The sequence below is a fragment of the Humidisolicoccus flavus genome (genome assembly GCF_045689595.1).
GTDB classification, from domain to species: Bacteria; Actinomycetota; Actinomycetes; order Actinomycetales; family Microbacteriaceae; genus Humidisolicoccus; species Humidisolicoccus flavus.
Genome location: NZ_CP142724.1, coordinates 826118 through 842565, shown reverse-complemented (window position 1 = coordinate 842565; position 16448 = coordinate 826118). Strand labels below are relative to the sequence as shown.

Below are 16448 nucleotides of genomic sequence, written 5' to 3'. Positions count from 1 at the left end.
ATGCGCGACCCGCCTGCCAGCCGACTCTCGACGAACTCGCAAGGCGATCGAGGCTCCGAACGATCGATGCCGAACTGCACAGAGACGAGTGCAGAGCGTGTCGAGACGCTCTGGACTCCTTTGCACTGCTCCGCCCGCAGTTGCTCGAACTGGCAGCCGACGTGCTGGATCCCTCGTCGTCCGGGGCGCTCCAGATTTACGCTTGATCGCTGGGCATCACCCAGAGTTCCCCGATCGATGCTCGACGCGGTCGAGTGACCATGAAGGCGACGCCTTCTGCGACGTCCTCGGGGAGGAGCGTTTCGGTGGTGTCGTAGAACGAGTCGATGTCGGCTCGCATTGCGCCAGAGTTGTGTGAACCGAGTTCTGTCGAGACGCCACCGGGTTCGAGCACGCCGACACGGACGTGCCGCTTCGTGACCTCCTGGCGCAACGCCTCCGTGAAGCCGTTCACTCCGAACTTCGTCATGTTGTACACGCCGTAGTTTGCCCACGCAACGCGACCGGCGATCGATGAGATGTTGACGATATCCGCGACCCGTCGTTCGCTGTGCTCGGCCGCATCGAGCAGATGGGGGAGCGCCGCATTCGTCATGAACAGCAGACCCTTCTGGTTGATGTCGATCATGCGTTCCCACTGCGCAACGTCACCATCGCTCACGGGGCCGAGAATCATGAGCCCCGCGTTATTGATGAGCACGTCGATCCGGCCGAATGCTTCGACGACTCGCGCAACAGCGCGCTCGGCCTCCGATTGCACGGTGATGTCGGCGGGAACAACAAGGCTGCTGCCACCAGCGTTGGCAATTGCCGCCGCGTTCTCCTGCAGGCGATCTTCTCGACGGGCGACGAGTGCGACCGTCGCGCCGAGTGCAGCGAGCTGCCGAGCGGTTGCCGCTCCGATACCGCTGCTCGCACCGGTCACGATGGCGACGGTGTTGGTCAAGGGACGGTGATGTTCTTGCATGGTTGCTTCTTTCTCTGTGCGAGCGTGAGGAGGAAAGAACGCGGCTATACCTCGTAGGAGAGCGATTCCGAGAGCGAACGGTGCTTGGAGATCTGCTCGTTCACAACGCGAAGCTTGGTTTCTGCTCGGGCAACTGCGTCGGCTCCCGCGACAAAACGCCGAGGGAGCTCGGAGGCGTCAGAGAGCGTGACGAGTGCCTGAGCGAGCTTCCGCGGGTCGCCGCCCTGCTGGCCGTTCATGGCCTTCCAGGTAACGACGGTGTCTTGAGTGCGTTGTTCGTAGTCGTCGATTTTGAGTGCTGGCCAGATCGTGGAGGAGCCTTCGACGAGCAGCTCGGTTCGGAAGAACCCCGGTTCAACCAGCATCGTGTCGATACCGAACGGTTCGAGGTCGAAGCTGAGCGATTCCATCCAGCCCTCGAGCGCGAACTTCGAGGCGGCATAGGCAGCGCAGAATTCTTGACCGACCAGTCCTGAGGTCGAGGAGATCGTGATCACTTGTCCTGAACGTTGGCGACGCATCTGAGGGAGCACCGCGCGAGTGATGTTGAGCGGTCCGAAGAAGTTCGTCTCCATCTGGGCCCTGAACTGCTCGGGGCTGATGTTCTCGAAGTACCCGGCGTAGAAGTTTCCTGCGTTGTTGACGAGCACGTCGATTCGCCCGAATCGCTCGATTGCGGTCTCGACCGCCCGCTCTGCCGCAGAGGGCTCGGTGATGTCGAGAGCGACGGTCAAGAGGTTGTCGTGTGCGCCAACTGCGGCAAGCACCTTCGCCGCGTCACGACCGGTCGCAACAACCGAGTGGCCAGCGCTCAAGGCCGCTCGCGCGAGATCGACGCCGAGCCCTCGGCCTGCACCGGTGATGAACCAAACATTTGCATTCGTCATGCGAACTCCTTCGAGAGTAGATTCCATTGGCGAATTGCTGCGTGCGATCCGCTCGGTCTGAGATCAATCTCACGTCCTCGGCCCGATCTGCTGGGAGTCCCGATCTATAGGGGTATTGGCGGTACCTCTGTCATCGGGCTCGTCGTGGCGTAGCGTCGAAGCATGGACAATCGCAACGACATTCGCGAGTTCTTAACGACTCGTCGCGCGAGAATCACCCCTGAGCAAGCGGGATTGCCCGACTTCGGTGGGCGGCGTCGGGTCGCAGGGTTGCGCCGCGAAGAAGTTGCGTTGATGGCGGGAATGAGCGTCGAGTACTACGTCCGTCTTGAGCGTGGCAACGCAAAGGGAGTTTCCGACGCAGTGCTCAACGGCATCACCCGAGCCTTGCAACTCGATGATGCGGAACGTGACCATCTCTTTGATCTCGTTCGTGCGGCGAATCAGGGCTTGCGGACACCGCGTCCCTCTGGGCGCTCGAAAGCTGGGCGCGTGCGACGGGGGGTGCAGCAGCTCCTCGACGCAATGGACTCTGTACCCGCCTTCGTGCAGAACGGGCGCCTCGACATCGTTGCTGCCAATCGACTCGGGAAAGCGGTGTTCTCGCCACTGTTCGACGGGGACTCGAACGCGAATTTTGGACGGTTCCTCTTCCTCGACTCGCGAGCACTCGAGTACTACGCGGCCTGGGAAGACGCGGCGCAGCAAACTGTTGCGCTTCTTCGCGCGGATGCGGGGCGAAATCCATTCGACCGGGCGCTCAGCGACCTTGTCGGGGAACTCTCGACCAGAAGTGCAGCGTTCCGCACGCTCTGGGCGTCGCACGATGTTCGTGAGCATCGCACTGGCATCAAGCGGCTCAATCACCCGGTCGTCGGTGCGCTCGAACTGCACTTTGAAGCGATGAATCTCACGAACGACCGCGAGCTCTCCTTCATCGCGTACACCGCGGAACCCGGGAGCGCATCGAGTGAGGCGCTGACACTGCTGAACAGTTGGACCGGGGTCGACGACGCTGAGTCGGTCTCATCTCCTCGTGCAGCAACATCCACGGAGCGTTCACGGTCGCGCGACTGAAGCGCAATCATGCGTCGTGGGACCAGCCGTTCTGCGCTCGTAGAATTTCCACATGTTGACTGTTGGCGTGGATCTCGCCGCGGAGCCAAAGGGTACTGCGTTCGCAATGATCAATTGGGGCAGCGCAGAGGCTCGGCTCGAGCGACTCGAACTCGACGTCACTGATCAGACGATCGTGGCGGCGTCGTCAGCAGCAGAGAAAATCGGAATCGATTGCGCGTTCGGCTGGCCCGACGAGTTCGTCAAATTTCTGAGCACACACGCGAACAGGAGCGGCGACGTAGACTTCGAACCTGTCGATGGTGGTATGGAGTGGCGACGCCGTCTCGCATATCGCGAAACCGACCGCCGCGTTCGCGAAGCAACCGGACGTTGGCCGCTCAGCGTCGCAACGGATCGTCTCGGCCTGACCGCTCTGCGGTGTGCAGGGCTGCTGGATCGGCTGCAGCGAGGTGGGTTCGCGGTTGATCGCGCCGGCAGTGGAGCAGTGGTCGAGGTGTACCCGGGCGCGACCTTGCGGGGCTGGGGAATCGATACCCGTGGGTACAAGACCGAGGCGGCACCTCGAGCGACGCTGCTGCGAATCGTGCAGGAGTCTGCGCCATGGCTGCACCTCGGCGTCTTCGAGAGAACGATGGTGCACTCCGCTGATGCCTTCGACGCGGTGATCTCCGCGATTGCGGCACGAGCGGCGGCGCTCGGAATGTATGTGCACCCTGAACCAGAACTGCTCGATCAGGCGCAACGAGAAGGGTGGATCGCGCTCCCAAACGTTCCGCTGCACGAGCTCGATCCGTCTCCACCACCAACGGCTCGCACACCGAACGAGGAACCATCGTGATGTTCGACGAGAGCGCGCAGGGCGTGGAACACCCGCTTTCTGGCGGGAATGCGAGCGGTGCGGTCGTGCGGGTCGGAGACACCGTTCGGAAACCCTGGGCTCCTTCAACACCGAGCGTGCTCCATTACCTGGAGGCACTCGGAACAGCCGGTATTGATCTCCCGCGATCGCTCGGCCGTGATCGCAACGGTCGACAGGTCATCGAGTTCGTGCCCGGCACGCTCGCGATCGACATGCCGCCGCTGGATCGCGAGCAGCTGCATCGCATCGGCGGGCTCGTTCGAAGAATTCATGATGCAAGCGCCGGGTTTCTTGCGAAACCTGGCGCAGTTTGGGACTCGCCGATCGAGCCTCCCGCGCACGAGCTGGTCTGTCACAACGATCTGGCGCCCTGGAACCTCATCATCGGCGATCGCTTGGTGTTCATCGATTGGGATGCCGCAGCACCGAGCACGCGGCTCTGGGATCTCGCCTACGCTGCACAATCGTTCACACTGAACGACACTTCGAGAAGCCCGAGTGAGGCCGCGCTCGATCTTGCCGCTTTCGTGGACGGGTACAACGCGGATTCATCGCTTCGAGACGCGCTGCCACAGGCGATGTACGAACGAGCCCGCGCGATGTTCGAGCTGCTCGAACACTCGCACGAGGTCGGCCGTGAACCCTGGGGAACCATGTTCACTCGTGGCCACGGAGCGCACTGGCGATCCGCCGCTGCATTCGTACGCAATGCTCAAGCGCAGTGGATTCAGGCGCTTTCGAAGGAGCGTTGCAGGCCGCAGTAGACCGTTCGAGCCTCGTCGTCACGAGCGCCGCGGCCGTGACGAGCAGACTGCACGGGTCAGCGTCAGCGAGGCTCTGGCGGTGTGAAGTCGTTCATCGACTCCTGCTGGAACGCCTCCTGCACAAGTGCGAGCTGGTCCCAATCCACGAGGACGACCGATTGGCTTCCCATTCGGCCGGTTCCGGTCGTCGGCAAGGTGAACGTCTGCACGTTCGGCATTCCCGAGCCTGCGAACTGTCCGGCAAGCCCGATCAGGTTCCCGGTCGAGATACCGTCGGTCGCTGCGAGGTAGGGCGCCATCTCCTCGATGATGTCGGTCATCTTCAGGGGGTTCAGGAGCACGGATGGTTCGAGCATCGAGTCGAGGAGGCCGCGCATGAACGCCTGCTGGTTGCGAACCCGCTGATAGTCACCGTCACTGAAGGCGTAGCGTTCGCGAACAAAGGCGAGCGCCTCATCGCCACGGATCGTGATCTCGCCCTGGTCGTAGGTGTAGTGGCCTTGAATGCCGGTGGCCGAGAAGGGGACCTCATTGAAAACCGTGACACCACCGAGCACGTCGGTGAGCTCATTGAAGCCCTCGAAGTCGATCACCGCGACGTCGTCGATTCGTTGACCAATGAGTCCTTCGACGACCTGCACCATCAGGGGGACTGCACCATACGAGAGCGCGGCGTTGATCTTCGCTTCGCCGTGACCGGGAATGTCGACCCAGGAGTCGCGCATGATCGACATCACCTGCACGGACTGACGGTCTGAGGGGATGTGCACCACCAGGATCGTGTCGGCGCGGTCGCCGAGTCCGGTGAGGAGTTCGTCGCCGGAGCCTCGGGTGTCGCTCCCGAGCAGCAGGTAGTTGAGGGGGCCGTTGCCGGGGCCTTCATACTTTTCTGGACGGAGTGACTCTTCTGGGAACGCGTCCTCGACGGTTTCGATGTCGTCCGACGCATTCAACATTCGAACCACGACGAAGCCAACCGTCAGGATCAGTGCCGCAACGATTCCCATCGTGACCCAGGCGATGGCCTGGCGCTTGCGGGGGTTTCGCTTTTTGGCAGGCGTGGTTGGCTCGGTTGTCTCCGTCATGATGCTCAGTCTTCCATTGCCATTTGGCGAAATCTTCATCCGCGCGACGGAAAGCGACCAGACGGGGACGGAAACCTTCCGGTTGCCGAGCGCGTGATGATCAGGATCAACTCGTTCTGATCGAGCAAGGAAGCACCCGAGCAACTCGCCCTACCCGCTCAGCGCTTGCTCTCGAATTCGAGATGCACGGTCTGAGGGGCATCGTGAAAAATTTGCTTTTTGTCGGAGTAGGGGATTTGCGAGCGCGACTCACGGATTCAGATTTTTCGCTTTCGAGCAATTGACAACACGAGTCCAAGGCAGACGAGCAGCACTGCGATACCAATAATGCTCCCGATTATCCCGGGTGCTCCAGTAGCCGGGAGAGAAGAATTCGAATTCCCTGAATTCTCGGCACCAGGATTATTGGGCGCCGGCGCGGTGACCCCGGGGGTCGAAATCGTTGGCGTTGTTGCGCTTTCCTCTGGTGTTGCTCCAGGGGCAGACTCTTCCGGAACGCCTTCACCCGGTGTCGTCTCAGCAGGTGTCGTCTCAGCAGGTGTGGTTTCGCCTGGTGTGGTCTCAGCAGGTGTCGTCTCGCCTGGCGACGTTTCGCCCGGTGTCGTTTCAGCTGGTGTGGTCTCACCTGGGGTGGTCTCACCTGGTGTCGTTTCGCCTGGTGAGGTTTCGCCTGGTGTCGTCTCGCCCGGTGTGGTCTCGCTCGGCCCGCCCACTTCGGTGACGCAGTTTCCGGTGGTGAAGTTCGTATTGATCAGCGTGACCGAGCCGCCCAAGGCGAGCGCTCGACCGTTGATCGTCGTGCCAGAACCCGTTGAGATCGAGGCCCCCGCAAGGATCGTCCCTTGAAATGCCGTTGTCGTGCCAAGCGTTGCGGAGCTCCCAACCTGCCAGAACACGTTGCAGCCGTTTCCGCCATTCGTCATGGTGATGCTGCTGCTGGTTGCGGTCGTCAGTGCCGAGCCGACCTGAAAGAGGAAGATCGCGTCCTCGTCGCCTTGAGCGTCGAGAGTGATGTTGCCGGTGAGGAGCAGGCTGCTTGACGCGGTGTATACCCCGGGTGTGAGGGTTTCGCCGCCGATGCCTCCGCTGAGCGCGGCGTCCGAGTCCTGTCCGGCGGCGTTATTGAACGCCACGAGCAGATCTGCCTGAGCCTGCTGGGCTACCTCGTCGGTGATGTGTTCTTCGCCCTCAACATTTCCAGGCGGGAATCCGGTGACCTCCGTGCCGGGGAAGAGGCCGATGTCCTGGTCGAGCACGCTCGGACCGGTATTCGTGATCGAAGCGCTTGCAAGCACGGAGAACGAATCGGCGACGCCGAGATCGATCGTGCTCGCAATGGCTTGCGCGGGTTGGATGCTCAGGGCGATGACCGCGCCGGTGCAGAGGACGAGAATTCCGCCGAGTAATTGGCTTCGACGATGAGGAAAACGCGACGAAACGGGAGGTTGAATTGTTGAATTGAGGCTTCGCATGAAGCCCTCCAAAATCCTCGAAGCGTCGAGGCGTGATCCACACGATGTGAAGAATTATAATTATACCCACTATTCGCAAAATTACTGATCATTAATTCCGAATTACGCATTCTTCGGGAAATAAGCCCCGCTCGGTCGCAATGAATATATGCCGTGCGCGGGGGTGATTTTGCTCTGCGACGTGCAGCCGGGCCCGTGCGAGCGCTGAGATCTTCTGGACCATAAGCGACCTCGGTTTGTACCCCGGAGCGTGCGATGCGAGACCATGGTTTTACCACTCGTGATCATGCCTCACCGGAAAGAGGAAGAAGCCTATGTCACACCAATCGAAACGACTCATCTCACGATCATGGCTCTCGGTCATGGTCGGTGCAGGTCTGTTGCTCGCGATCATTCTGTTTGCCCTGCAAGCCCCGGGCATCGCCTATCTCTCCGTTGCGCTCCCTGCATTACTCATCGGACTCGGCCTGTACGCGAACGCTCGTCGATCCAGTCGCCACCGCCCGTAGCCGAGCCCCTCCGTATTCCTGAGCGCCGCGAGCGACAGGATCAACGCCCCGCGTCACGTTTTCTGCAGACGTCCGTCTAGCGATGTGAGGTTCAATCACTGCGGCACCAATTGTTGCTGCCTGCAGTGATCGTTCCGTTGATTTTCATCGGTAGATACACGTACAGGAGACAACTTTGGAACTGCATTTGCAGAGAGAAGATGCGCGGCAAAAGCCCTCGCTCTTCGGCAGGGCGATTGCGGCTGTGGTCGCACTCGGGCTTGTCCTCACCGGGTCACTCGGATTTGCCGCAGCGGCGAACGCCGCCTCGGGCACGATCAACAGCATCGAACTCACCACGGTCTATGACGGAGCGGTCGTTCCGAACGATCTCGACGATGGCGCGAACAACGGTGTCGTTGCAAGCAACGACGTCGTCGGGTTCCGCTGGGATCTCAACGCGACCGACCTGGTCGATGGCGTGTTCACGCAAACGCTTCCAGAGGGTTGGAAATGGGATGAAAGCTCGCTCGCGTCTCTCAACAGCTCCAGCAGCGCCTACCAGTCGAGCTACGTCATCAGTGATGACGGTCGCACCCTGACGGCAACCGTCAGCGTCGGCAATGGCTCGGGCAACCCGAGCGTGGTTGGATTCGGCACGCTGAAAGCGATTCCCTCGGGGGATGTTGCAAACGGCAGTGTCTACAACCCGGAGCTGAACGTCACCGTCGGTGAATCAGCGCAGAGCGTGACGACAGGACCCATCGAGGTTCGCAACGTCGCGATGGCGGAAATGACAAAGGTTCGCGGTGCGAACAACGGGCTTGGTCAGTTCGACTTCGGCAACGGTCCCGAACAGGGCCGCTTCGTTGACTTCACGGTCGCGATTCGTGACGCGCACGGCACCGTCGGTGCTCGGAACATCGAACTGCAGCAGCCGCTCGTCGTCAACGACTCGTACACAATCCAGGCGCCGGAGGGCTTTGAGGACGCGCAGTTCGTTGCGCAGCTCATCTCGACCTCGGAAGCCGGCGCGCAGGTTCAGGTTGCACAATCGGGTGCCGATCTCACGCTGACCTTCGACGGGTTCGCCTCGATCCCTGACGCATCCGCGGTGATCCGATTCTGGATTCCGAACAACGAGGTGCCGTCCGATTCGATTGGCGTCGTGAAGATCGTCAACACGGTCTCGCAGAACAACTGGGTTGACACCACGGGAGAGCCCGTCATCGAGAGCCCGAACGGCAACGTCGCAGAGGGCACAGTCTCGAAGGCCCCCTCATTCGGACCGTTCGCGCGCGACAAGAGCATCTTCCTGTTCAACGACCAGGCTGGTTCCTTCGATGTCACCGCTGACCCGGCAACGGGCGGCCAGCCGTTCACGAACGTCAGCGGTCGCGAGATCTCGATCGGCAGCACGATCGCATCGCGACTGATGGTGCGTGCAGCAGTCGATAACGAGACGAACACGACGACCGGTGCAACGAACCTCGTCGCATACGACTTCTGGAACAACGCAGAGCAGACCATTGTCGATGGTGCTGACATCTACGTCGGTCAGAACAGTGCAACGACCCCACTCGACCCTTCGATGTACACGATCCAGTACACGACTGGCTCGGATGCGGACAACCCCCAGGCGAACACCTGGGTGAACTCGATCGCAGCAGCCGGTGGAGCCGCGAGCGTCCGCGGAATCCGAATCGCATACACCGCTGGCGTTTGGGCTGACGGCGGAAACCCCGCGACCTCCGCATTCGTCGTTGCTGCACCATTCACGATCGTCGCTCCGGCGGGAACGAGCGCGCAGGATCACGGTCGTTGGTCGTTCACCGATTTCCAGGGCGAACCTCGCACTGCGGCAATGACGCAGTTTGTAAACGTCGGCAACTTCCAGTTGCAACTCGACAAGCAGGTGAATCGCAGCTCGATCGTGAGCGGCTCGAACCTGGAGTACACGCTGGTTCCGGGCGTCGTCCGTGCGATCGGTGCAACCGAAGACATCGACGTTCGTGAAATTCAGATCGTCGACACCTTGCCGAAGGGACTCGTCGCGGTGAACACCGATGACGTTGCTTCCCCGTGGCAGGTCACTCGCAGTGGCACCGCCGAGTCGGGCCTCGTGCTGACCTTCACGTACGAAGGAATCGTGAAGACCGGTGAAGCGCTGCCGGAGATCACGTACGACGTGACGACATCGGTTCTCGCTCCAGTGGACAGCGTGCTCGTGAACACCGCGACGATCTCGGCGCTCGGAAGCACGCAGACGGTGCAAGCACGCACCGACACCACGACAACCTCGGTCTTCCAGGCCGAAGTGATCACCGAAGAGAAGGTCGTGCTCGGCGAAGAGCAGATCCAGGTGCAGGACCCCCAGGTTTCATGGGAGGGCCGCTGGTTCAACTTCCAGACCACCAGCCAGGGTCAGAGCTACTTCGTTGATGTCCTTCCATATAACGGCGACGCTCGCGGCACCGAGTTCGCGGGAACCGCGAAGCTGGCAACGGCAATCGTAACCAACGGCTCAGGGACGCCCGCGCCAGAGGGCTACGGAACCCTGCAGTACACGACGGCTCCTGCAGCCGAGGTGTACGCGGCCGCCGCGAACGATGATTCGATCGAGTGGATCGATGCAGACGGCGTCGACTTCTCGACGTTGACCGGTGTCACTGCGCTTCGAGTGATCGTGGCTGATTTCGCAAGTGGATCGGCAGGGATCGGCGGACTCCTCGTCACGATGGACGTCGAAGGTCAGGAAGCCGGCGATCGCTACGTCAACAACATCAACGGATGGCTCGGAGAAGCAGGCGAACTCGGACTCAGCAACCCAGCTGAGGTCACGGTCGTCGCATCATCGATCGCTGGTGTGGTGTGGAACGACCTGAACGAGGACGGTGTCCGCGACGCGGACGAGCCGCTGATCGCAGGCGCAACCGTCACGCTCGTCAACGCCGCGGGTGAAACGATCGCGACCACCATCACGGGAGACGACGGCGGCTACCTGTTCGACCAGCTGCCGGCCGGTGAATACCGCACGATCGTTGACACCTCGACGCTCGGGTTCCCGGAGAACTTCGTGGTGACGAACACCTACGATCTCGATGGCAACCTCGACAGTGACTCGGGCGTCATCACGCTCGGGAAGGCTGAAGACCGCACCGGCGTCGACTTCGGGTACGTGACTCGCGTGTCCGACATCGACCTGACGAAGAGTGGAACCCTCGCGGGTGATGCGCGCGTCGGCGAGTGGGTCGACTGGACCTTCACGATCACGAACACGGGCGAGAACCCGTTGACCGCAGTCGAACTCGTCGACCACCTCGAGGGAGTCGTCGACCTGACCGTGACCTGGCCGGGCGAGGCGGGGATCTTGGCTGCGGGCGCGACCGCGACCGCGACCGCTCACTCCCAGCTGGTTCAGGAAGATATCGATCGTGGATTCGTCGTGAACACGGCGACCGTTTCAGGGCTCGACCCGAACGAAACACCGGTCGACGACCCGGCGGAGGCGACTGTCGAGTTCGACCCGGCATCGTCGATCACTTTGATCAAGAAGACGAACGGCGTTGAATACCAGGACGCACCCGGCGCAGCACTCACCGTCGGCGACGAAGTGTTGTGGACCTACGAGATCACCAACACGGGTACGACGACACTGCGCGACGTCGTCCTCGTTGACGATCAAGAGGGCACGATCACGGCTCCTGACAGCTTCGACGGAGTCTTGAGCCCCGGCGAGTCGATCACGTTCAGCGCCGAGGGCGTCGCCACCGCGGGTCAATACCACAACGTGGCTGTCGTGACCGCGACGACCCCGGGCGGTGCGACCGTGAACGCGGAGGACGAGTCCTGGTACAACGCTGAGACGGTGGTCGTTCCGACGCCTCCGACTCCGTCGGACCCGGTCACGACGCCGCCGACGACTCCGCAGCCGAGTGGAACGCCTGGCGTGACTCCCGCTCCGGAGAAGCCAGCGGGACTCCCTGTCACGGGCGCCATGGTGAACCTCGGAATCGCGTTCGGTGCGCTCCTGCTGCTCGCAGCCGGTGGTGTGCTCCTGCTGATCCGACGCCGTCGGGCCTAACCCGAAGATGCTGAACGCCCCGGCATGTTGCAACATGCCGGGGCGTTCGGTCGTCACAAACCACACACGTTTTCCATACCTACCCGGAGAAAAGGGGAGAGCAGGGGGTGAAGATCGCCGACCATGATCCTGGCTGCGATGCAGCGCCGACCATCGACCATGCGCCCCTCGAACTGCAACGAACACGTCAAGCGCTGCGGATGAGTGCGCAAGGAAGTGCGGAAACGCTCGGTTGGTCGCTCGCGCATTTCCGAGATTTCGAGCGCGGGGCATTCGACCCCCGAGTCACAGAACTCCAACGGGTCGCTCGAGTACTGGGCATGGAGATTCGAATTCAGGTGGTCCCGGCGTTTGCTCCGCTCGCGTCCTGCGACTGCTTCACGCGTGCGGAGGAGGACGAATGGTCCAAGTTCGGGCTCGACGAAACTGGGCATCCGCTGGCGCCGAATCCGTATTGCGCGCTGCATTTTGGAGCGGCGCCACTTGTGCACGAAGGGGAGGAGTCCGACCCGGATGAGATTGCAGAGGGTGAACCTGAGGGTGAAGACTGCCAATAAATGGCAAAAAATTGTAGAAGATTTCTTCGCGTACTGGCGAAAATTGCGCCAATCGGCCCGAATGGGGGCTATGTGGGAACCGATTTCACGCTCTATACAGAGAGGAATCGCCAGAACGCGTCACGATTTGCGTCCTCGCTCGTCTTGCGACTGAACAGTTTTGCTCCCCGTTTCTTTTCGATGAAAGAGCTCCGCAATGGATGCATCCACCACGCCGGCCCGTCGGCAGCGAACACTCCGCGGGGCGCTCGCCCTGGTGCTCGCAACGCTCATGGCCGTGGCACTGTTACCACTCACCACCACACCGGCTTCAGCAGCCCCTGGCGATTACACCGTCGAGATCGTCGGTCCTGACTCGATCCCCATCTACGACCTCTTCACGTACACCGCGACCGTGTCGGTCGAGGCGAGCGCTGACCAGCCGGCGAACGGAATCGTTCTGACCAGTGTGCTCGCCGAGGGCGTGCAGTTCGAGTCGGTCCCGACCGGCGGGGGCTCGCCAGTGGCGTCCGCCTCATACGATGCCGCAACTCGGACCGTGACCTTCGTCATGAAAGAGCTCACCGAGCAGCTCTCCTCGTTCACCTTCGCGGTTCGTCAAGTCGACAACACGGTGAAAACCCAAGACACCGTCTATAACACTTCGCTCACGGGCACCGCGACTCCCTCTGGTGTCGTGCCATCCGACACCGCACTGACGCAGGTCACAGGAAACAACGACTACAACCCTTCGAAATCGTTCACGACGGTCCAGGGTTCCGGGAATCGACTGGTCACCTACTACTTCAACGTCAACACGACCGATGCATCGTCGGGCACCGAGGCGTTCACTTCCTGGTCGCAGCGACTCGTCGACACCTTGCCCGCTGGTGCGGTGGTCACGGGTACCTCGACCTGGAGCGGCGGTTGGGCACTCACGGGCAACCCTGACGGAACAACGACTGCAGTCTGGGAACGCGATGGCTCGTATGGCCCCTCGGGTGGCGGACTCGACGGTTCGCAGCGGATCTGGATCACCGTCGAGTACCCGGTCGAGTCGTTCCCCACGGGGACGCGGCCACCGGCGAACGTCGTCGAACTGACCTCGACCGATCACGCGGGCAACTCCTTCGGGCCATGGTCTGCGAGCGTGCAGGGCCCGGAACTGCAGGACGGCTCCGGCAAGGGAATCAGCATCTCGAAGTTTGCTTCGACGAACGAAGTGAACTCCGTGACCCTCGGCAGCGGCGCGTGGTTCCCAACACATCTCATTGCGGCCTCGTACCTCAACACCGTTGACTCCGAGAACCTCGAGAGCTTGACGGTCGAAGACTCGGCCGCGCAATCGCCAGAGAACGCAGCGTTCTTCGAGTACAACGACATCTACCGGCTCTCGGTGCGGTTCAATCCCACCCTGCAGAATGCCGCGCTCCCATACAACATCGAGTACACGACGAGCGGCTCGACCGCGTGGCAGAGCTACGACACCACGGGGTTGACGACCGCCGACACCCTCAACATCACGACCGCCACGGCCGGGTCGAACGGCATGGGAGAGGGCGTCTACATCGATGGCATCGTCGTTCCCGTCGGCGAACGACTGACCGGATGGCGAGTCGTTGTCTCTCCAGATGCAGCAACGAGTGTTGGAACCGGCGCAGAAGTTCGCGTCCTCGTCGGCCACATCCCGTCGTTCCGATCGCTCGCCGGCGGATCCGATGTGTCGGGTGAATTGACGAACACTGCGACCGCCTCGGGCGCTACCCCGACCGCCGAGACCTTCACCGTCGACGACGAGGCCTTCTTCACGATCGTCGACCGTGTGCCGATCATCACGTCAGTGTTCGCGCCGTCGACCTTGAGCGTCGGCTCTTCCGCGAACTTCGTTGCGACGATCACGAACCTCGACCCATCGGGGCTCAGCTACGAGAACTCGGTTATGAAGGTCGTGCTTCCGGTTGGTGTCGCCTACGATGCCTCAACGGGCGTGTCGCCGACCTGGGCAACGACCCCAGTGACCGGAATCCCGGTCCCGACCGAGGGCAACGGGGTCACCGTCACGACCGAAACGATCACCGACGAGGCGGGGGAGCACCAGGTCGTCGTCTTCACGTTCGACGAACTGCCATCGACTCGCACGGTCGGACAGCCGAAGACCATCGACCACAACGGTGGATTCCGGTACAACATTCCAACGACCGTGCTTCCGCAGGCGTTCGATTCCTCGAACACGAGCACGCTGATCGAGTCGTGGGCGTACACGAATGACGCGGAGTTCTCGAGCATTCCGATGGCTTGGTACGGACCGTATTACGCTCCGGACCGCTTCGATTTCAACCCGGCGCTCTCGAGCATCGCCCTGGCACAGGCTCGTCCGGTCGTGACGACCGCTGGCGGATTGCTCCTCGGCAAGCAGGTTCGAGTCGGCGACGGAGCCTGGTCGACCGACGCGATCGTGACGAGTCCCGGACAAGCGGACTGGCAGATTTACGTCGCGAACGTGCTGCCGCAGACCGTGACGGACATCGTGGTCTTCGACCTCCTGCCCGCCGTCGGAGATGCTCGCGGCAGCGAGTTCGCGGCGACGCTGAGCGGCGAGGTGACCGGCCTGCCCGAGGGCGCAGTCGTCGAATACTCGAACGATGCGACCTCGGCGACCACGGGTACCTGGACCAGTGAATTCGAGGGCGCGACGGCCTTCCGGGTCATCATCCCGGCGCTCGCGAACGGAGAGAACTTCACGCTCATCGCGCCGACCGCAATCGCTGCCGGGGCCCGAGTGAACCAGAACGCGGTCAACGATGTGACGGCGACCGGTTTCTACCAGGGCTCGACGCGCAACTTCGCGTCGAACGATGCCCGCATCACGCCTGCGCAGGCGCCGTCGCTCTCGATTGAGAAGTCGACGAACGGCGCGCAGTACGAGGCTGCGCCGGGGGCGATTGTCGCGACCGGCTCAGAGGTGACCTGGACCTACCTCGTGACGAACACGGGCAACACCACGCTCAATGAGGTTGCGGTTGCGGACGTCTTCACCGCCGGCGACGGATCGACCGGAAGCTTCAACGCCTCGAGCGATGAGTCTGGAGCTCTCGAGCCAGGAGAATCTCGCGTCTTCACCGCGACAGGAACCGCGGTTGCAGGGCAGTACGAGAACACCGCGACGGCGACCGCGGTCGCCGTCGATGACGAGAACGAGCCCCTTGCGGCACAGCCGGAACCGGTCTCGGACTCTTCGTGGTACCTCGCTGGCCTTGCCGGTGTTTCGGTAACGAAGCAGACGAACGGTCAGGACGTCGACGCTGCACCCGGGCTTCCGCTCGTGCCCGGCGCCGAAGTCGAGTGGACCTACGTCGTGACGAACACCGGTTCACTCGATTTGAGTGATGTGCTCGTCGTCGATGTGGACAGTAACGGAACCGAAGTCTTCCGCGACACCATTGCTGCACTGCCGGTCGGCGAGAGCGTCACGCTCAGCGCCGAAGGAATCGTGATCGAAGGCCAGTACGAGAACACCGTGACGGTGACGGCGGAGGACCCCTCCGGCGAGACCCCAGGGCTCACCGACGCCGATTCCTCCTGGTACTTCGGCGTGGTTTCCTCCATCGACATCGAGAAGGAAGTGTCGCCGAACGAGCGCGGTCCGTTCGCTGAAACAACTGAGGTCTCTCGTGGTTCCGCGGTCTGGTGGCAGTTCATCGTGACCAACACCGGGAACGCACCACTGACTGACGTTGCAATCAGCGACCCCTCTCTCGGATCTCCGATTTCGGTCGGGAACCTTGCGGCAGGTGCCTCGGTGACGATCGTGATCGAACAGTCGAACGTGACCGTCGCGTACACCAACACCGCGACAGCCTCGGGCAACGATCCGAACGGGACGGCGGTCAACGACTCGGACGACGCGAGTGTGACGATCACGGACGACACTCCGACCGAAACTCCGGAACCGAGCGACCCGGGTCCTTCGACTCCTGGATCATCAACGCCTCCGCCAACCGCTCCAACGCCAACGGCACCGGCACCAACGGCGCCGGCACCGTCTGCGACCGATGCCGGGACCGGTAGCCTGCCGGTGACGGGTTCGAACCCGAGTGTGCTCTTCATGCTCCTCGCGTTCGCACTGCTCGGCCTCGGAGCGTTCACGGCGCTGACCACTCACACCATTCGAAAGAGAGAACAACAGTAAGGATCGATCCGGTCTCGACTCGCTCGGCGCCCGAATG

11 protein-coding genes are annotated in these 16448 nt (G+C 62.0%); 7 read left to right on the top strand and 4 right to left on the bottom strand.

All coding sequences use genetic code 11. The annotated features are described in order from the left end of the window. Window positions 1-196: 196 nt before the first annotated feature. On the bottom strand, window positions 197-967 hold the full coding sequence (locus tag U2H20_RS04000; RefSeq protein ID WP_430593206.1) for an SDR family oxidoreductase: 771 nt from the start codon (window positions 965-967) through the stop codon (window positions 197-199). Window positions 968-1011: 44 nt separating this feature from the next. Further along, window positions 1012-1854 carry an SDR family oxidoreductase gene (locus U2H20_RS03995; protein ID WP_430593205.1) on the bottom strand — a complete coding sequence of 281 codons (843 nt, stop codon included), beginning with the start codon at window positions 1852-1854 and terminating at the stop codon, window positions 1012-1014. Between the two features lie 162 nt (window positions 1855-2016). Between U2H20_RS03995 and U2H20_RS03990 the strand changes: the two genes are divergently transcribed. From U2H20_RS03990 to U2H20_RS03980, 3 genes are read left to right on the top strand one after another with little or no spacing between them, the layout of a single operon-like run. Next, on the top strand, window positions 2017-2931 hold the full coding sequence (locus U2H20_RS03990) for a helix-turn-helix transcriptional regulator (protein ID WP_430593204.1): 915 nt from the start codon (window positions 2017-2019) through the stop codon (window positions 2929-2931). A gap of 52 nt (window positions 2932-2983) precedes the next feature. After that, a complete protein-coding gene (locus U2H20_RS03985) occupies window positions 2984-3772 on the top strand; it encodes a DUF429 domain-containing protein (protein WP_430593203.1) in 789 nt (262 codons plus the stop codon). Beyond that, the gene (locus U2H20_RS03980; protein WP_430593592.1) at window positions 3772-4557 is read left to right on the top strand and encodes a phosphotransferase; all 786 of its coding nucleotides are present in this window, start codon (window positions 3772-3774) and stop codon (window positions 4555-4557) included. Before U2H20_RS03985 ends, U2H20_RS03980 begins: the two co-directional genes overlap by 1 nt. 62 nt (window positions 4558-4619) lie before the next feature. Here U2H20_RS03980 and U2H20_RS03975 read toward each other — a convergent pair whose 3' ends face one another. Then, window positions 4620-5642 (bottom strand): LCP family protein, encoded by a 1023-nt coding sequence (locus U2H20_RS03975; protein WP_430593202.1) that lies wholly within the window; start codon window positions 5640-5642, stop codon window positions 4620-4622. A gap of 257 nt (window positions 5643-5899) precedes the next feature. Beyond that, window positions 5900-7114, bottom strand: a complete 1215-nt coding sequence (locus U2H20_RS03970; RefSeq protein WP_430593201.1) for an ice-binding family protein — start codon at window positions 7112-7114, stop codon at window positions 5900-5902. A 314-nt stretch (window positions 7115-7428) separates the two neighbouring features. Here U2H20_RS03970 and U2H20_RS03965 point away from each other — a divergent pair, with 314 nt between their 5' ends. From U2H20_RS03965 to U2H20_RS03950, 4 genes are all read left to right on the top strand, one after another. Continuing rightward, the gene (locus tag U2H20_RS03965; RefSeq protein ID WP_430593200.1) at window positions 7429-7623 is read left to right on the top strand and encodes a hypothetical protein; all 195 of its coding nucleotides are present in this window, start codon (window positions 7429-7431) and stop codon (window positions 7621-7623) included. A 175-nt stretch (window positions 7624-7798) separates the two neighbouring features. Beyond that, window positions 7799-11686, top strand: coding sequence for a DUF7507 domain-containing protein (locus U2H20_RS03960; RefSeq protein WP_430593199.1), 3888 nt, complete (start codon window positions 7799-7801; stop codon window positions 11684-11686). A gap of 107 nt (window positions 11687-11793) precedes the next feature. Beyond that, window positions 11794-12243 carry a helix-turn-helix domain-containing protein gene (locus U2H20_RS03955; protein WP_430593198.1) on the top strand — a complete coding sequence of 150 codons (450 nt, stop codon included), beginning with the start codon at window positions 11794-11796 and terminating at the stop codon, window positions 12241-12243. Between the two features lie 196 nt (window positions 12244-12439). Then, a complete protein-coding gene (locus U2H20_RS03950; protein WP_430593197.1) occupies window positions 12440-16411 on the top strand; it encodes a DUF7507 domain-containing protein in 3972 nt (1323 codons plus the stop codon). Window positions 16412-16448: the final 37 nt, after the last annotated feature.